17 protein-coding genes are annotated in these 17,624 nt (G+C 70.5%); 7 read left to right on the top strand and 10 right to left on the bottom strand.

Features of this window, described 5'->3' with window-relative positions:
- Positions 1-41: 41 nt before the first annotated feature.
- Both ABZS58_RS15460 and ABZS58_RS15455 read left to right on the top strand, forming a co-directional pair.
- A complete protein-coding gene (locus ABZS58_RS15460; RefSeq protein ID WP_354781734.1) occupies positions 42-473 on the top strand; it encodes a hypothetical protein in 432 nt (143 codons plus the stop codon).
- Positions 474-542: 69 nt separating this feature from the next.
- Positions 543-1,211 carry an NAD(P)-binding domain-containing protein gene (locus ABZS58_RS15455; RefSeq protein ID WP_354781732.1) on the top strand — a complete coding sequence of 223 codons (669 nt, stop codon included), beginning with the start codon at positions 543-545 and terminating at the stop codon, positions 1,209-1,211.
- Between the two features lie 218 nt (positions 1,212-1,429).
- On the opposite strand, the gene ABZS58_RS15450 is transcribed toward ABZS58_RS15455, so the two are convergent.
- Complete coding sequence (locus ABZS58_RS15450) at positions 1,430-2,224, bottom strand: hypothetical protein (protein ID WP_354781730.1); 795 nt, start codon at positions 2,222-2,224, stop codon at positions 1,430-1,432.
- Between the two features lie 327 nt (positions 2,225-2,551).
- Here ABZS58_RS15450 and ABZS58_RS15445 point away from each other — a divergent pair, with 327 nt between their 5' ends.
- A complete protein-coding gene (locus tag ABZS58_RS15445; RefSeq protein ID WP_354781728.1) occupies positions 2,552-4,153 on the top strand; it encodes a DUF885 domain-containing protein in 1,602 nt (533 codons plus the stop codon).
- A 158-nt stretch (positions 4,154-4,311) separates the two neighbouring features.
- Complete coding sequence (locus ABZS58_RS15440) at positions 4,312-5,580, top strand: cellulose-binding protein (RefSeq protein ID WP_354781726.1); 1,269 nt, start codon at positions 4,312-4,314, stop codon at positions 5,578-5,580.
- A gap of 141 nt (positions 5,581-5,721) precedes the next feature.
- Here the strand turns inward: ABZS58_RS15440 and ABZS58_RS15435 are convergent, their stop codons facing one another.
- Together ABZS58_RS15435 and ABZS58_RS15430 are read right to left on the bottom strand one after the other, a co-directional pair.
- On the bottom strand, positions 5,722-6,573 hold the full coding sequence (locus ABZS58_RS15435) for an RNA polymerase sigma-70 factor (RefSeq protein ID WP_354781724.1): 852 nt from the start codon (positions 6,571-6,573) through the stop codon (positions 5,722-5,724).
- Positions 6,574-6,578: 5 nt separating this feature from the next.
- A complete protein-coding gene (locus ABZS58_RS15430; protein WP_354781722.1) occupies positions 6,579-6,905 on the bottom strand; it encodes a DoxX family protein in 327 nt (108 codons plus the stop codon).
- 110 nt (positions 6,906-7,015) lie between these two features.
- Here ABZS58_RS15430 and argG point away from each other — a divergent pair, with 110 nt between their 5' ends.
- Complete coding sequence (gene argG / locus ABZS58_RS15425; RefSeq protein ID WP_354781720.1) at positions 7,016-8,467, top strand: argininosuccinate synthase; 1,452 nt, start codon at positions 7,016-7,018, stop codon at positions 8,465-8,467.
- 79 nt (positions 8,468-8,546) lie between these two features.
- Here the strand turns inward: argG and ABZS58_RS15420 are convergent, their stop codons facing one another.
- From ABZS58_RS15420 to ABZS58_RS15405, 4 genes are all read right to left on the bottom strand, one after another.
- Complete coding sequence (locus tag ABZS58_RS15420; protein WP_354781719.1) at positions 8,547-9,164, bottom strand: hypothetical protein; 618 nt, start codon at positions 9,162-9,164, stop codon at positions 8,547-8,549.
- A 126-nt stretch (positions 9,165-9,290) separates the two neighbouring features.
- Positions 9,291-10,070 carry a hypothetical protein gene (locus ABZS58_RS15415; protein WP_354781717.1) on the bottom strand — a complete coding sequence of 260 codons (780 nt, stop codon included), beginning with the start codon at positions 10,068-10,070 and terminating at the stop codon, positions 9,291-9,293.
- Complete coding sequence (locus ABZS58_RS15410) at positions 10,060-12,198, bottom strand: hypothetical protein (RefSeq protein ID WP_354781715.1); 2,139 nt, start codon at positions 12,196-12,198, stop codon at positions 10,060-10,062. The genes ABZS58_RS15415 and ABZS58_RS15410 overlap by 11 nt, the downstream gene beginning before the upstream one ends.
- Entirely contained in the window at positions 12,195-12,968 is a 774-nt protein-coding gene (locus ABZS58_RS15405; RefSeq protein WP_354781713.1) for a hypothetical protein, read from the bottom strand. The genes ABZS58_RS15410 and ABZS58_RS15405 overlap by 4 nt, the downstream gene beginning before the upstream one ends.
- A gap of 149 nt (positions 12,969-13,117) precedes the next feature.
- Between ABZS58_RS15405 and ABZS58_RS15400 the strand changes: the two genes are divergently transcribed.
- Positions 13,118-13,648 (top strand): hypothetical protein, encoded by a 531-nt coding sequence (locus ABZS58_RS15400; RefSeq protein ID WP_354781711.1) that lies wholly within the window; start codon positions 13,118-13,120, stop codon positions 13,646-13,648.
- A 29-nt stretch (positions 13,649-13,677) separates the two neighbouring features.
- A complete protein-coding gene (locus tag ABZS58_RS15395; protein ID WP_354781709.1) occupies positions 13,678-14,373 on the top strand; it encodes a Crp/Fnr family transcriptional regulator in 696 nt (231 codons plus the stop codon).
- A 72-nt stretch (positions 14,374-14,445) separates the two neighbouring features.
- Here ABZS58_RS15395 and ABZS58_RS15390 read toward each other — a convergent pair whose 3' ends face one another.
- The 3 genes from ABZS58_RS15390 to ABZS58_RS15380 all read right to left on the bottom strand — a co-directional run bounded on the left by ABZS58_RS15390 (position 14,446) and on the right by ABZS58_RS15380 (position 17,513).
- Positions 14,446-16,158, bottom strand: coding sequence for a hypothetical protein (locus tag ABZS58_RS15390; protein ID WP_354781707.1), 1,713 nt, complete (start codon positions 16,156-16,158; stop codon positions 14,446-14,448).
- Positions 16,143-16,898 carry an ABC transporter ATP-binding protein gene (locus ABZS58_RS15385; protein ID WP_354781705.1) on the bottom strand — a complete coding sequence of 252 codons (756 nt, stop codon included), beginning with the start codon at positions 16,896-16,898 and terminating at the stop codon, positions 16,143-16,145. Before ABZS58_RS15385 ends, ABZS58_RS15390 begins: the two co-directional genes overlap by 16 nt.
- Before the next feature lie 123 nt (positions 16,899-17,021).
- Complete coding sequence (locus ABZS58_RS15380) at positions 17,022-17,513, bottom strand: hypothetical protein (RefSeq protein WP_354781703.1); 492 nt, start codon at positions 17,511-17,513, stop codon at positions 17,022-17,024.
- Positions 17,514-17,624: the final 111 nt, after the last annotated feature.

The following is a 17,624-nucleotide window of genomic DNA, read 5'->3' as shown; positions in this document are numbered from 1 at the left end:
GTGGCTAGGGTCGGGGTACGTCGGTGGTTGGGAGGTGCGGCATGACCGGTGAGATCCATGGGGCGTCCTTCGAGGATCTCGTCGCGTTCTTCCGCCGGCCGGTGCCGGGTGGGTTTCCGGTCGATGTGGTGCGGGAGTGTGTCTGCCGGTCGTGTGACGGGCGGCGGTTCGAGGTGCGGGTGATGGACACGGCACAGGCGGCGCGGCGCACGTGTCTGGAGTGCCGGCGGCACGAGCTGATCGCCGACAGCGTCGAGTATTGGGACGACGACGAGGAGGTGCAGGTCCGCTGCGCGTGCCTGTGCGGGGAGGAGGAGTTCGCGGGGGCGGTCGGGTTTTCGCTGCGCGAGGAGAGCGACGACGTCCGCTGGATCGTGGTCGGGCTGCGCTGCCTGTCGTGCGGCCGCCTCGGGGTCTATGAGGCGTGGAAGATCGACTGGGGACCGAGCAACTACCTCCTGGACCTGGCATGAGTCTTTCCCATCACAATTCCCACCCCCGTGGCGGGGAATCGGTCGCGGGCTGAGGAAGTTGTCGGCGATATGACGACGATCGGGTTCATCGGTAGTGGGTTCATCGGCGGGACGGTGGCAAGGTTGGCGGTCGCTGCCGAGTATGACGTGGTGGTGAGCAACTCGCGCGGCCCCGAGACGCTGCAGGACCTCGTGGCCGAGCTCGGGCCGCGGGCCAGGGCGGCCACCGCGCAGGAGGCCGCCGAGGCCGGGGACATCGTGGTGGTGAGCGTGCCGTTCAAGGCGTATCAGGCGGTGCCGGCCGCCCCGCTGCAGGGCAAGGCGGTCATCGACACGAACAACTACTATCCGCAGCGCGACGGCACCTTCGCGGAGCTGGACGAGGGGAAGACGACCAGCAGCGAACTGCTGCAGCGCCACGTCGACGGCGCGAGCGTGGTCAAGCTGTTCAACAACATCTTCTACAAGCACCTGGGTTCGCTCCCCCGCCCGTCAGGCGCCGCCGATCGGACCGCGCTGCCCCTCGCCGGCGACGACGAGGCCGCGAAGCGGACGGTCACCGAGTTCCTGGACACCATCGGCTACGACGCCGTGGACGTGGGCACGCTGGCCGACGGGTGGCGTTTCCAGCCGGACACGCCGGCGTATGGCCCGCCGTATGGGACGTTCGACGACCCGGTCGGCCACGCCGCCGGCGCGGACGTCGTGCGGGCAGCGGTCGGCAAGGCCGCGCGCTAGTCATGCATCCGCAAACGTTGGCCGGGTCATGTCGCACCCGCGTGTTTGAGTGTCGGGGTGCGTCGACGTTGTGATCCGGATGCTGGCCGGGTGGTGCACCGCACCGCACCGCCCGGGTCGGGCTGCGTGTCACTCGGGGTGAGAGGTCGTGTCACTCGGGGTCAGAGGTCGTGTCACTCGGGGTCAGCGGTTAAGGACGAGGACGACAGGCCCGGCGGTCACGGGGCAGACGAACCGGCGTAGATCACGAAGGCGGTCAGCAGCACGATCGGGGCGAGGATGCCGGCGAGCACCTGCGGGCGGCGCAGCAGCGGCCGGCCGGCGTCCATCGGCTGGACGGGCGCGGCGCCCGGCTGCGCGGCCGGGGCCGCCAGCCCGGTCACCTTCGTCATGGCGGTCCAGTTGAGCAGCAGGGCGACGATCGCGACCACGGAGAAGATGCCGTACCAGCCGAACGTGAACATCTTCTGCTGGAGGGCCCGGAAGACGGCGGTGCCGCAGTCGCGGCAGAACGGGCCCGGGCTCCGGGTGTAGCTGATCCAGATCAGCACGGACTGGACGGCGCGGAACTTGGCGTCCGCGGCCGGCACCGCACCGCAGCAGCGGCACTGCAGGATCGGTGTCGACGGGCCCGGGTCTGCGCCGACTGCCGACGCGTAGGCGGTGAGGCTGCCGGCGGCGCCGGTGGCGAGGCGGTGCATCACCTGCTGCACGGGCCGGATCCGGGCGCCGCCGGGCAGGTCCAGGGCGGCGTGGTCGCCGTCGCGGACCCAGGCGCCGCCCAGCCGGCGGCGGATCACCTCGCCGACGTAGCCGCCCAGCATGGGCACCCGGGTGTTCAGGTCCTTGCCGAGCAGGCCGCGCGGGCGCGGGCGGCCGTCCGGTGCCTCGGTGCTCAGAAACCGCTCGATCTCCCACAGCGACGACGGCGAGAAGTCGGCGCGGTAACCGGTGGCCGTCAGCGCGGCCGCAGTCCAGTCCGCACCCGCGCGCATGTCGTTGTCGATGCCCACGGGCATGATCTTGGCACATCGAGCGCACATCGAGTGAGTACCGAGGTCGGATCGTCTTCCGTGCTTCGTCAAGTGGCCCGCGCCGGCACCGCCGCACCTCTCCGCCACCGTCATCGCCCGCCACCCGTTGACGCCCCCACCCGCCACCCCGCGCCACCCGCGCCACCCCCGCCGGGCGCGCCGGGCGCGCCGACGCGACGGGCAGGGAAGCAGCCGCTGGGGCGGTGCCGGGTCAGCGGGCGGTGCATGGCAGACGTCGGGTGGCGAGGGCATGAGGCCGGGTGCGGGAGAGGGACCGGGCGGCAGGAGGCGGGATACGGTGGGCCGATGGACACGCTGGGACGGTTGGGTGACGAGTATTTCCGGCTGCACTTCGACGCCGATCCGTTGCTGGCCAGCGTGTTCGGGGTGGAGGGGCGGGACTCCGAGGTGCCTGACCCGAGCCGGGAAGCGGCGCACGCGCAGCGGGGCAGGCTGGCGCGGGTCGAAGCGGAGCTGGGCACCGTCGCGCGGGAGGGCCTCAGCACGCAGGAGAAGATCAGCCATACGATCCTGGGCCGGCTGCTGCGCGACGAGCAGCGGATTCTGCACGACGGGGTCAGTGAGGTGGCGGTGACCGCGAGCATCGCCGGGCCGCTCGCGCAGGTCGTGTCGGCGGTGCCCATGACCAGGGACGCGGCGTATGTCGCCCGGCTCGGGAAGCTGGCCGGGTACTTCGACGGGCACGCCGAGCGGTATCAGCAGGCGGCAGCGGACGGGCGGTTCCCGACCGAGCTCGGCGTCCGGCAGGCGATCGCGCAGGTCGACGCGTACCTGAGCACGCCGGTCGAGCAGGACCCGCTCCTGAGAGACGCGGATCAGAAGAACATCATCAAGGAGTCGGTACGGCCGGCGTTGCAGCGGTTCAGGACGGCGCTGGACGAGCTGCCCGGCGCCCGGGGGGACGACAAGGTCGGGCTGTGCCATGTGCCGGGCGGACCGGACGCGTATCGCACGCTGATCGCGGCGTACACCACCACGGAGTTCGGGCCGGAGGAGATCCATCAGATCGGGCTGGACCTGGTGGCCGGGCTGCGGGAGGAGTTCAAGGAGCGGGGCGGGCGGGCGCTGAAGGCCAGAAGTGCCGAGGAGACGATCACCAGGCTGCGCGACGACAAGGAGCTGCGGTTCACCGAGAAGGGGCAGATCGTCGACGCGGTGACGGCGGCGCTGCGAAAGGCCGAGGAGGCGGTGCCGGACTGGTTCGCGAGGTACGACATCGCGCCGTGCGTCGTGAAGGAGATGGACCCGGCGGAGGCGGAGAACTCGGTGCTCGGGTATTACGTCGCGCCGGCGGCTGACGGGTCGCGGCCGGGGGCGCACGTGGTCAACACGTTCCGGCCGGAGTCGCGGGCCAGGTTCGAATACGAGGTGCTCGCGTTCCACGAGAGCGTGCCGGGGCATCACCTGCAGATCGCGGTCGCCCAGTCGCGGGACGATCTGCCGCGCTTCCGGCGGTTCACGTACTTCGACGCGCACGGCGAGGGCTGGGGCCTGTACACGGAGCGGCTCACCGACGAGATGGGCCTCTACACGTCGGAGCTGAGCCGGCTCGGGATGGTGTCGTTCGACGCGTGGCGGGCGTGCCGGCTGGTCGTGGACACCGGGATGCACCACTTCGGCTGGTCGCGGGAGCGGGCCATCTCGTACATGCGGGACAACACCGCGTTGACGGAGACCAACATCGCCAATGAGGTGGACCGCTACATCGCGATGCCGGGGCAGGCACTCGCGTACATGCTGGGCAGGCTGCGGATCCAGCAGCTGCGGGAGCGGGAGCGGGCGGCGCTGGGGCCGGCGTTCGACATCCGCGCGTTCCACCACGAGGTCCTCGCACACGGGCCGCTGCCGCTGGACACCCTCGAGGAGCTCGTCGCGTCCCGCTGGTGACGACACCGCGGCGAGCGACGCAGCCAAAAAGGTAACTTTCACGCCGAAAACATTTCGGTCAACGCGCGGGGCGCGGACAGATCGATGGGGCATTGACACGCGTCAGTTGCGACGCCACGTTGTCGAAAAGGATTTCGGCAACGGAAGGAATCAGGTCCATGCTCCGAAGAATCGTCGTGCCCCTCGCCGCCATCGCGATGCTCGCCGGCGGCGCCACGGTCGCCGAGGCCGCGCCCGGCCAGAGCGACAACCTCGCCCGCACGGCCACCGCGACCGCGTCGTACACCTCGTCATGGGAGAGCGTCGCCGCGGTCAACGACGGCATCGACCCCGCCACCTCCAACGACACCGTCAACCGGCGGTGGGGCACGTGGCCGAACACCGGCGAACAATGGGTCCTGCTGACGTGGTCCGCCGCACAGACACTCAAGGCCGCCGACGTCTACTTCTTCGACGACAACGGCGGTGTCCGCACCCCGGGTTCCTGGCGCCTGCAGTCGTGGAACGGTTCGTCCTATGTGGACGTGGCGGGGGCGACCGGCTATCCCACGGCCGCCAACCAGTACAACGCCGTGAATTTCACCGCCGTCAGCACCACCAGGTTGCGACTCGTCCTGCAGAGCGGCGCGGCCTCGGTCGGGGTGCTGGAACTGCGGGCGTACGCCACGGCGATCGGCCAGAGCAGCGGCAACTGGAACCCGCCGGCCGGCCTCGTCACCCCGCTCAACCAGGTCTGGCAGCACGTCGAGCAGACGTATCCGAACCTGTACGGATTCCGTAACTACGGCTGGGACCAGGTGTTCGCCAACCGGGGCAGCATCAACTACTGCGTCCGCTGGGACTCCAGCGCCCCGGTGAGCGCCGCATTGCGCGACCAGATCCACGCGTCGCTCGCGCGGCAGTTCAAGAAATGGATGGACGTGATGGCCGGGCACAACGGCTGGCCCTACCAGAATGTGCCGCTGAAGGTCGTCGGCTGGGCGGTGAGGGATCGGGCGACGCTGCAGTGGAGCGACAACTCGGTCGACGTCTACGTCAACAACATCCGTGAGAACGCGCCGCAGTGCTCGGAGCCGTGCGGCCGGTTCTTCAACGTGAGCGGCAACTACCCGAACTGCCCGGGCGGCGCCTCGCACCATTACGACATGTCACTGTGGCTGACCGCGGGAATGAACGGCGGCGCGGGCGGCGACTGGGGTCAGCGGGTCGGCAGCGAGTACTTCGTCGGCGCCGTCAACAACGACAACATCCATATTCTGCTGCATGAGATCGGCCATAGTTTCGGTCTCGACGACTTCTACGACTGGACGCCCACTGGCGTCGGCGGCTTCCTCATGAAGGCGGGCTCGGCGACGTCGATCACCGAGTTCGACGCCTGGATGCTGCGCGACTGGTGGCGGCATCTGAAGAGCCGATACGGCTACTGAACGGTGCCGTAGACCTTCAACAGGTGCGTGACGAATCGAGCGAGCCCTCGGGACATGCGGCGCACGGTAGGGCCGGCCGGAGACGGCGGGCAACGCCGCGGCGCCGCATGGCCCGAGCGCCTGCGGCCGGCCGGGAACGTTTCAGATCGCGCGGAGCTTGTCGGGGTTGGCGACGTTGTAGATGCCGGCGACGCGCCCTTGCTCGTCGATGTCGAGCGTCAGGGTGCCGATGACCCGCCCGGCGCCGCGGAACACGATCCCGGGTCCGCCGTTGAGCTCGACGAGGTCCACGGTCATGTCGGCGAGCTCGACCCCCTGGTACGGCTGCCGACCCAGCGTCGCGAACCACGCGGCGACACGCGACGCGCCGGTGATGGGGCGGGTCGCCTGGCGGACCTTGCCGCCGCCGTCGGTCCACACGGTGACGCCCGGCGCGAGCAGCTGCATGAGGGTGTTGATGTCGCCGCCGGTGGCCGCGGCGAAGAACCGCTCGGTGACCTCGCGCCGCTGCGCGAACCCGGCGTGGAATCTGGGCCGGCGGGCCTGCACGTGCTCGCGGGCGCGGTGTGCGGCCTGCCGGACGGCGTCCTCGGAGCGTTCGACGGCGGTGGCGATCTCCGCGTGCGTGAAGCCGAACGCCTCCTTGAGCACGAACACGGCGCGTTCGAGGGGGCTCAGCGTCTCCAGCACCACCAGCAGCGCCATCGACACCGAGTCGGCGTCCTCACCCGAGGTGGTGACGATCGGCTCGGGCAGCCACGGCCCGACGTAGACCTCCCGGCGGGACCGGGCCGCTCGGAGCCGGTCCATGGCCACGTTCGTCACGATTCGGATGATGTACGAGCGTGCGTCGACCACCTCGGACCGGTCCGCCGAGGACCACTTCACCCACGCGTCCTGCACCGCGTCCTCGGCGTCGGTCGCGCTGCCGAGGATCCGGTACGCCACGGAGAACAGCAGGCGCCGATGCTCGAAGAACACGTCGGTCGTCATGATCACTACAGTGCCAGCGCGATCGCGACCGGCGCCATGTACATGAGCGGGAACACGACGTGTGAGTACGACCGGGCGCGCAGGACGGTGATCACGGCGCCCGTGAAATAGAGCACGAGGCCGATCCCAGCGGCGACACCGATCGCGGGGACGACCAGTCCGGCGAGCAGACCCAGTGCGCCGGCGGCCTTGGCAGTGCCGAGCCACGGCCACCACGAGGTGGGGATGCCATAGGCCGCGAGCGGCTCGACGACCCACTTGGCGCGCATGAAGACGGAAACGGCCGAGAACCCGACCCAGAGCGCTGCGGCGATGGTGATCACAATGTTCATGCCCGCAGGACGGACGCCGGCGCGCCGAACGTGACATGTGAGTGGCGTCCGTCACACCTGCCGTTCTGCAAAGTTGCATCATCATGCAGTGGGATGCATATACTTTCGACATGTCCAAGGTGCTCACCTCCCTGCCCGTCGGTGAACGTGTCGGAATCGCCTTCTCCGGTGGCCTGGACACGTCGGTAGCTGTCGCGTGGATGCGCGAGAAGGGCGCGGTGCCCTGCACGTACACCGCTGACATCGGGCAGTACGACGAGCCCGACATCGCGTCGGTCCCCGGCCGCGCCGGCGCTTACGGCGCCGAGATCGCCCGCCTGGTCGACTGCCGCGCAGCGCTCGTCGAAGAGGGCCTCGCGGCCCTGGCCTGCGGCGCGTTCCACATCCGCTCCGGCGGCCGCGGGTATTTCAACACCACCCCGCTCGGCCGCGCCGTCACCGGCACCCTCCTCGTGCACGCGATGCTCGAGGACGGCGTGCAGGTGTGGGGCGACGGCTCGACGTTCAAGGGCAACGACATCGAGCGCTTCTATCGGTACGGGCTGCTGGCGAACCCCTCGCTGCGCATCTACAAGCCGTGGCTGGACGCCGCCTTCGTCACCGAGCTCGGTGGCCGCAAGGAGATGTCCGAGTGGCTGCTCGCGCACGGCCTGCCCTACCGGGACAGCACCGAGAAGGCGTATTCCACCGACGCCAACATCTGGGGCGCCACCCACGAGGCGAAGACCCTCGAACGCCTCGACACCGGCATCGAGATCGTCGACCCGATCATGGGCGTCCGCTTCTGGGACCCCGCGGTCGAGATCGTCACCGAGGACGTCACGATCGGCTTCGAGCAGGGCCGCCCCGTCACGATCAACGGTAAGGAGTTCGGCTCCGCCGTCGACCTCGTCCTCGAGGCCAACGCCGTCGGCGGCCGCCACGGCCTGGGCATGTCCGACCAGATCGAGAACCGCATCATCGAGGCCAAGAGCCGCGGCATCTACGAGGCGCCGGGCATGGCGCTGCTGCACACCGCCTATGAGCGGCTGGTCAACGCGATCCACAACGAGGACACCGTCGCGGCGTACCACAACGAGGGACGTCGTCTCGGCCGCCTGCTGTACGAGGGCCGCTGGCTGGACCCGCAGGCGCTCATGCTGCGCGAGTCCCTGCAGCGCTGGGTCGGCTCCGCGATCACCGGCGAGGTGACCCTGCGCCTGCGCCGGGGCGAGGACTACTCGGTCCTCAACACCTCGGGCCCCACGCTGAGCTACCACCCCGACAAGCTCTCGATGGAGCGCACCGAGGACTCCGCCTTCGGCCCGCTGGACCGCATCGGCCAGCTCACCATGCGCAACCTCGACATCGCCGACTCGCGGGCCAAACTGGAGCAGTACGCCCGCATCGGCATCGTCGGCAGCGGCCAGCACCGCCAGCTCGTCGCCGGCCCCGAGCAGTCCTCGACCCAGCTCATCGGCACCATGCCCGAAGGCGGCGCCGAGGCCATCGCCTCCCGCGGCCAGGCCGACACCGGAGACGAGCTCCTCGACAACGCCGCCATGGAGGCCGGCACCGACTGATCCAGTTTTTCCAGGGACCCCCGGCCTCCGCCGGGGGTCCCTGCTGTTTACGGCAGGGGCGCCTTCGGCAGCGGCCTGTTTACGGCAGGGGCGCCTTCGGCAGCGACGGCGCGGAGTTGAAGACCTGGGTGCCGGCCTCGTTGTCGCCGTCGAACGGGGTCACCGGCCCTTGCCCGGCGCCGAGGCAGAAGTCGTCGCCCGCCGGGTCGGCGAACCACATGCCGACGTGTCCGAGCTCCTTGCGGACCCGCTCCTTGCCGACCAGCGTCGAGGAGAACGCCTCTTCGACGATGAGCTTCATCTCGGTGCGCCCCTTGCCGTGCTTGTCGGTGAACACGTCCCCGACGTACTCCGCCGCCCCGAACGGCAACGCCGGCACCTCCAGCAGGAACACCGTGAACGCCGTGTTCGCCGGCCCGCCCGTGACGCTCACGTCGAAGACGTCGAACCCCTTCACGTCGGTCTCCAGCTTGACGCTCACGTCGACCTTGACCTTCGGCATGCACTTGGCGAGCTGCTCGGAGCTCGGCGCCAGCTTGAACTTGACCACTTCGGCCTTCCTGCCCCCGCCGGTCGACGTGTAGTCCGCGACCTTGTCCAGCGCGACGTCCCCGCTCACCGCCCCGAAGCCGACAAACGCCGCCGCCCCCGCGACCGCACCGACCGTCAGCAGCGCAAGACCCTTGATGATTCCCATGACTACCTCCCATGTGGGCTCCCCCGCGGCACGTCACCGCCGGACACCCCAAGGCACGTCCGTCACGGGACCCCCGTTCACCAGCGCCGATGTCATGACCGCGACACCCGCCCGGTGAACCGGCCGCTACTCGACCGCGTCGACCTCGGCGCGCTTGCGGTACTCGGCGAGCGCCGCGTCGAGCCCTTCGGCGTATTCGTACAGTCCGATCCCGTTGTAGCTGTGGCCGGCCTTCTCCAGCAGCTCGATGAGCTTGAGCAGCTCGTCCTTGCGACCCTGCGTCATGGCGGTGTAGACCTCCGCGAAGGCCTCGTGCTCGGCGAGCGACGCGGCGTGTCTGCTGCGCGGGTCGCGCTCCAGCGACTTCATGACCTTCGACCACGCCTCGGTACGTTCCCGGGTCAGCTCGGCCTGCCGCATCGCCAGCTCGTGGTCGGTCTGCATTTGGATGCGGCGCTGCCAGTACGGCTGCATGCTCTCGCGCACCCGTGGATCCGGCAGCACGAAGACCGTGGGGCGGCAGGTGATCCGCTCGCCGGACTCCCCCATGATCCAGTCCTTGGCCGCCAGTCGCTCGTTGAGCTGCTGCTCGAGGTGTTGTGAGCGGTGCGGCTCGAACGACCGCGCGATCCGTTCGGTGCGCAGGCGCAGCGCGTCGATCACGTCCGGCGTGTACGCGGCGATGAGCTGCTCGAACCGCGTGCGGGTCAGCTGCCTGGCGTACCAGGTGAGCGTCGGCCGCACGGAGAAGTCGAAGGCGTCACCCTTCGCGGTCAGGGCGATCGGCGCGACCGGCCGGCAGTCGGTCAGCTCGGGTTCGAAGCCGTGGGCGTCGACGGCGGTGGGCTGCCACCATTCCGCGAGCCGGCGTAGCCAAGTCTCTTTCGACAGCGCGTCAGTGCTCATGGTGTCGTCCCTCCAGCATGTCGTCGATGGTGTCGAGGAGCGGGTTGCCTGGCATGCTGCGCCGCCAGAAGTGCCGCAGGTAGAAGCGGGCACGAACGTTGATCGGGCCGCCGCGCAGGACGTGGCTGAGCAGGTCACAGAGCACGGCGGCGAGATCCTGGTCCGTGGCGGCGAGCCCGATCCACCGCTCGAAGACCGACCACGCCTGCCGGGCCGTCGCCGGGTTCAGCAACGCGCCGGGCCACAGGCCGGCGTGGTCGGCGGCGGACAGCTCGCCCTTGTCGGTCTGGCGCAGCAGCGCCGGCCAGGCGTTGCTGTCGACCTCCGCCAGCTGCACCAGGCAGCGGCCGGCCATGCTCCGCACGTTTGCGAACGGGGACTCGGGCCAGCGCACCAGCCGCCGCATCACCGCCGCACCGTTGGTCGTGTAGATGCCCCGGACGCCGACCGGGATGGCGTTACTGGTGCGCTGCATGTCGTCGAAGGCCGCGCGTTCCAGCACCAGCAGCGCGTCGAGCGGATACCGCCGGCGGAACGTGTTCGTGGCGTAGGTCCGGACCGCGGTGTCGCGACGGTTGCCCGGCTGCCCGACCCACCCTGCGACGCAGCCCAGGACCCGCGGGGCCAGCTGCGAGTTGTGCACCGCGAGCTCGCAGGCGAGGGCGGCGGCCTCACGCCGGGAACGGCTCTTGCTCGCCGCCCAGGTCTCCAGCAGGTTCCGCCGGATCTGGTCGAAGTCGTACTCGCACAGCAGGCCCGCGGCGGCGGCGACGGGCCGGGCATCGCCCGTCACGACGAGGTCGTCGAGCCAGTCCAGCAGCGGCTGCCGGGCCGTGTCGTACTCGTGCCAGGCGACGTCGAGCAGGCCACGGACCAGCTCGGGCTGGCGCAGTTCGGCGATCCTCGCAGCGCCCACGGTGCCGGCACCCTGGGCCGATGCGCGGATGTCGCCGAGCAGCTCGTCCAGGCTGTGCTCCAGGACGGTGGGGCCGGCGGGGTCACGACCGGCGGCCTCGTCCAGCCGCCGGATCAGCGCACCGGTCGCCTCGAAGACCCTGGTCAGCGGATATCCGTTGAACACGGCGAAGGCCAGCCGGGCGGCCCGCCGGTGCTGCGCGAGGCGTCGGTGATGAAACCCGTCGCGTGCCGGGGCCGCGTCGAGCAGACCCATCGCTTTGCCGCGCAGGGTCGCCCGGTCGGCCAAGAGGTCGGCGGCCACGTTGTCGTCCGGCACGAGATCGGCGAACTGCTGCGCGAACCGCACGGCGTCGGTCATGGTGTTCGCGGACAGGTGCCGCACGTGCTCGGCGCGACAGTGCTCGACGTACGACCGGACGCATCCTTGCTCGCAGGCCGGGCAGGCGTCGATGCAGCGGCCCTGGTCGCGCAGCCACCGCTCCAGCCAGGCGAGGAAGACCTCCTGCGGGTCGGGACGCGCGTGCTCGACGTGATATTCGACGAGCTGCCCACTGGAGGCGGGCCCGACGAACACGACCGCCGCCCGCGCGGCGCGCGCGAGGTTGGACAGCTGGGCCAGCTCGGACGGCTCCGGCTCGGGGGTGCGGGAGAGCTCGACGACGTGTCCGTACTCCGGCCTGAGCAGATCCCGGTCGGCGAGGAAGGCGTGGATCGGCTCGTCGCCGACGAGCTGGAGCTGGGTGATCCGGTCGGGCGCATGGGTGCGGGCGAGGCCGACCAGGGCGGCGGTGAACCGTCCGCTGCCGGCGGGTCCGCTGAGATACGCGACCGGTCGGCTGGCGAGCCGCTCGACCAGGCGGTCCGGGGTGCTCGTCGCGGCGTAGGTGTGGATCCGCTCCAGCACCACGGCGCCGTCCAGTGGCTGGTTGATGAACCTGCGACGGGCCTGACCGGCGCCGACGTTCAGGACGGCGCCGATCGACGTCGCGCCCGCACCGATCGCCGCCGGCCCGAAGAAGTCCGAGTCCAGGATGCCGTAGGACCTGATCATGTTCGCGGGCAGCGAGCGGACCTCGTCCTCCGTGTCCTCGGCGGCGTCGGTCTCCCCGGTGTCTTCGGGGTCCTCTGCCGGCTCCGCGACGGGTGGCTGCGGCTCCGGCGGCTCCGGCTGCGGCTGCTCCGTGGACGACGGCTGCTCGACCGTGGTCACCTCTCAGCCCTGCCGTCCCACGAGCCGTGCACGGTGCCGATCGCCGTGCCGCCCGGCCCGAATACCGCCGGTCCATGCGTGGTGACGCCGCTGATCTGGTACGACGCGGGCGCCGGCTCGACCTTCACCGGCGGCGGAGCGACCGGGGCGGTGGGCTCCGGTGGATTCCAGGCCACCGCGCTCGCGTCCTCGTCCGGCACGCAGATCCAGGCGTCCATCGTCAGCTGCTTGACCGTCACCCGCACCTCGGCGAACCGTTCGGGGCGCAGTCCGCGGTACCGCTGCCGCACAACGTCCTGGAAGATGCTCCGCGACACGATGAGCGCGACCGCCGCATGCGGAAACGCGTCGAGCGCCCGTCGCAGCGCGTCGGCGTCCAGCAGGCGGCTCACCTCGACCACGGCCTCGCCGGGGAAGCCGTTGGCGCCGGTGAGGTGGACCAGGCCCTGGTGGATCGCGACCCGCAGGCGGACCTTCGCCTCGGGCAGCAGGCTGCGGTTGTGTTCGCGCAGGATGCGGTCGAGCGCCGGCACGAAGTCCGCCACGACGGTGAGCTCCGACGTGTCCTCCGGCAGGATCGCCAGCTCGCCGTCGCCGCTCTGCTGCGTGGTCCAGCGCGCGCGGTCGAGCCCGACGCTCGTGACCGCCTCGTTCATGACCTCGCGGAACAGCTGCTGCGCCCGGTACTGCCGCAGGTTGTCCCGCGGGCTGTAGCGCTCCATGTCGACCGCGACGAGCACACAGCGTCTGGGATGAGCTGATTCGGACACCGCTGCCACCTTTTCACCGCCCGGCGCCGCACGGCGGTCACCGGCGACGGTTCCTGTATATCGATGAGCGCCGCTGGAGATTCCGTCGAAATACGGCATGGCCGTCTTCTGAGGCAATCTCCCGCGGCGGCATGAGCTTCGATGGATGCATGAGCGAAACGACCGGACCGCTGGAGCCACTGGAAGATCTGCGCATCGCCGTGTCGATGGGCGTCGCCGCGCAGGCCGCCATCCAGCACGCCGACACGAAGGCCGCGGTGCTGCTGACCGGGCTGGTCGGCGTGGCGGCCCTGTCGGCGAACCAGCCCGGGCTCGCCGCAGCGGCGGTACACGCCGGGACCGCCGCCACCGTCTGCATGATCATCCTGGCGGCGGCGATCGTGGTCGGCACCTCCGTCGCGGGCTGGCATCTGGGCCGGTGCATCCTGCCCCGACTGACCGGCCCTGACGGGGCGACCGGCAACCGCTTCGCCCTGCCGGATCTCGGGGCGCACCCGCGGCCGTCCACGCCCGCCCCGGTCGAGCGGCAACGCGACGACGCGTGGGCGGCCGCCGAGGTGCTCGCCGCGATCGCGGTGCAGAAGTACCAGGCGATCCGGGTCAGCCTGCCCTGGGTCGCCGGCACGGCGATCGGATCGGTCGGCTGGTGGTGTCTGGCCGCGACCATAGGCGGACAGTAGCCGGACGGTCGCGAATGGTATCGTCTGGAATGACTGCCGTCGATGTCGGAGCCGCCATGTGGCCGCCCGGCACCTACCTGCACCGGCTGACCACCCAGGCCCGCGACAGCCTCCGGGCCATGGCCCCGCGCCGGCGCGCCCAGCCGGGCGACGTGCTGATCAGCCAGGGCGCCGAGGAGCGTCACGTCCTGCTGCTGCAGGCGGGCGTCGCCAAGGTCACCGCCCTGACGGCCGAGGGTGTCGAGTCACTGCTGGCGATCCGCGTCGGCGGAGACCTCATCGGCGAGATGTCCGCCCTCAACGACCTGCCCCGTTCCGCCACGGTGACGGCGTGCACCCCGCTGGCGTTCAGCGTGATCCGCCGCCCTCAGCTGCGGGCGTTCCTGGAGCAGCAGCCCAGCGCGGCGCTCGCCCTGGCCGGCATGGTCGCCGACCGGCTGCGGTGGGCGAATCAGTTCCGGGTCGACTTCACCGCGTACTCCGCCAAGGTCCGCGTCGCCCGGGTCCTGGTGAAAATGGCACTCGCCTATGGCCGCCGCACCCCGACCGGCCTGGAGATCGGCTTCGAGCTGACCCAGTCCGAGCTGGCCGGCCTGTGCGGCGCGGCCGAGGTCACCGTCCAGAAGTCACTGCGCGACTTCCGCCGCGCCGGCTCGATCGTCACCGGCTACCGCACGGTGACGGTGATCGACCTGGATGCCCTGCAACGCGCCGCCGAGCTGTAGCTACCGCCAGCGTCGGGTGGTCACGCCGGGGAGGTCGGCGATCGCTGGACACCCTGACCACATCGAGCCGGCTCAGGCAGTAGCAGGCTTTGAGCGGGCGAGCCACACTCCGGTGCCGTACATCGCGAGGCCCGCGGCGATGAAGGCGGCCGCCACCGGGTACCGCAGGCCTGATGGCATGTAGGTGGCCAGGAACCAGCTGTGGCGCAGGGTGTCGTTGGCGACGAAGACGGCGGCGAGGATGCCCTGGGGGACGAGGGGGATGGCGCCGAGGCCGAAGCACCAGCCCGCGATCGCCTGCTGGGTCTTCGTCAGGTGGTCGAGCTGGAACGACTTCGAGGAGACCGGTTTGCGGCCGGTGCGCATCGTCTCCAGCAGCTCAGGGCCGTGCGACAGCAGGCGGCGCTCGGCGAGGAGGCCGAAGCCCCACCAGCACAACGCGCCCGTCAGTACACCGACGGCAACCCCCGCCCAGCCGAACCAGATCGCGACCAGGGCGGCGGGCAGGCCGGTGAGCACGACCAGAGCCAGCATCAGGTACGCCAGACCGGTGAGACCGCCGTCGTCCTCGCTGGTGCGCAAGGGGTTGCCGGCGCGGCGGTGCGGGTCGGTGCCGGGGACCAGGGCGTAGACCGCGAGGAGCGGGACCAGGCCCGCCGCGCCGCCGAGGAGCGCGGCCAGCAGCGCCAGCATCAGCGGCCACGGCCCGCCCACAATCACTGTGAAACTCACCGTCACCAGCACAGCGAGAGGGGCCTGCACGGACAGCCACGCGAGCTGGCGGCCGCGCACGTCCGGGGTGCCCGGGGTCATCAGGGTGAGCCAGAGGGCGGTGCCGTCCGAGCCGTACAGGTTGGAGGACATCGCGGCGGCCATGACGACGAAGATCGGGCCGGCGTACGGGAGCATGCCGTCCCAGCCGACGAGGAGCGGGCTGGCGGCGAAGCAGACGCCGTAGGACAGCGCGAACGCCATCTGGTGGTTGCGGACCAGGTCGCGCGACCAGGTGCGCAGCTCTTTCGCGACGATGGCACCGGCCGGGGTGCTCGCGGCCATCGGGCGACGACCTCCGCCGGACACCGATCGGCCCCGCCGGCCGAGCAGCGCCGCCCAGAGGGCGAGCAGCACCAGTACCGACGCCGCCAATGCCGCGAGTGCCCATGCGCGTCCTTGGGCGGCCTGCACGCCCCACGACGACGGGAGATAGAGGACGAACGTGGGGATGCCCGTCTGGCCGAACGCCACGAAGAACACCCAGACCTGGCCGAGCGCCGCGAGGATCGCGCCGTTGATGAGGCCTGACGCGACCGCCCCGGCCCGGGTCCGCAGCGCCAGCCCGACCAGGGCCACGCACACCTTGGACAGAAGAACGAAAACCGCCAACTGCAACAGCATCGCCGGTACTGCCAGGAGGAGGTTCCCACGGCCGATGATCACGATGCCGAGCAGCGCGGTGAGGCTCACCAGGGGCGCGACGCCGACGAACGCCGCGGTCAGCAGGCCCGTGGCCAGGCGCCGCCGGGGCAGGCCGAGCAGCGCGAAGTACTCCGGCCGCACCGTCTCGTCGCCGCCGCCCATGAAGACCGGGCCGAGCATCCAGCCGAGCAGCCAGACCGCGTACCCGGCGGCGAGCAGCTCAGGGCGCACGAACGCCAGGTACACGGTCCCGGCCGCGAGCACCACTCCGAGCACCGCGCCGGTGCCGGCGGTCTGCGCGCGCTGACCGCGATAGGAGTGCCGCAGGATCGCGAACTTCATCTGCGCCATGGTCAGCTCGACAGCCACGACAGCTCCTTGCTCTGCACCGACTCGCGACCGACCAGCCCGACGAACGCGTCCTCCAGCGTCCGCCCGCCCCGCACCTCGTCCAGCGGCCCGGCCGCCACGACGGTCCCCGCGTTCACCACGGCGACGTGGTCGCACAGCTGCTCGACCAGCGCCATCACGTGGCTGGACAGGACGATCGACCCACCGCCCGCGACGAACCCGCGCAGCATCGTCTTGATCGTCGCCGCGGAAACGGGGTCCACGGCCTCGAACGGCTCATCGAGCACCAGCAACCTCGGCGCGTGCAACAACGCCGTGGCCAGCCCGATCTTCTTGCGCATGCCGGTGGAGTACTCGATGACGAGCGCCTTCTCCGCGGCGTCGAGCTCGAGCACGGCAAGGAGCTCGCCGGCCCGCTGCGCCACGACATCCTTGCCCATGCCGCGCAGGAGTCCGATGTACGTGAGGACCTCCCGCCCCGTCAGCCGTTCCGGCATCGCGAGCCCGTCGGGCAGCACCCCGACGAGCGCCTTGGCCCGCTCAGGCGCACTCCAGACGTCTTCGCCGAAGATGCTCGCGGTCCCGCTGTCGGGCCGCAGCAACCCGACCGCCATGGACAGCGTCGTGGTCTTGCCCGCCCCGTTCTGCCCGACCAGCCCGTAGAACGACCCCCGCGGCACACTCAGGTCGATGCCGTCAACGGCCACCTTCTCCCCGAACCGCTTGCTCAACCCTCGAATCTCCAACGCTGTCCGCATGCGTTTCACGGTACGAACGGATCGAGGTCAGCAGATTGCCCCTGAGTACCTGACAGGGGTGGGGTTATCTACACCCCTGTCAGGTCACGCGGCGCGCTCTTGCACCGGCAATTCTGGTGGACGTCAGGAGCAGCGGGTGGTTTCGAAGGTCTGATGGCCGCGGCCCGTCTGGCAGCGGGTGGTGAGCTTGCCCTCGACGAACCGGAACCGGCCGTCGTCGGCGCGGCGCAGGACGATCCGGTAGCGCATCGCATTGACGGAGTCGTCGCCGAGTTTGGTGAGGGTCGCGGTCAGGACCGGGTTGTCGGCGCCGTTCTCGCGACGCAGCAGGACGCTGATGGGACCGTCGAACTGGCGGGTCAAGCCGAGCAGCTCCGCCAGCGTGCTGTCCGCCGACTCCGCCCAGGCCGGCGCGGTGGCGTCGATGTGCGTGTTGAAGCCCGGCGCCGCCACCGCACCACCATCACCCGTCGTGATCTTGTCCGCCCACCGGTCGCCGGGCGCCTGCGTCGTGGACGGGGCCCATGGCGTCGCCCCGGGCTGATCGACCGAGTCACTGCAGCCGGCGAAAAGCAGGATCAACGCCGCATGTACGACCATCTTCCAGATCTTCACGGGAAGAAGGACGCACACGGGGCGCACGAGGTTTACCCGGATCTATCACCGACCCGGCGCCGACACCAGCGACGCGCGCTGCCCGTCACTGACCTGGAGCGGCACGGCCGG

It is taken from the genome of Dactylosporangium sp. NPDC005555, from assembly GCF_040605635.1.
Taxonomy (GTDB): Bacteria; Actinomycetota; Actinomycetes; order Mycobacteriales; family Micromonosporaceae; genus Dactylosporangium.
Note: the sequence above shows the minus strand (reverse complement) of the source record. Positions and strands in the feature narration are given on the sequence as shown.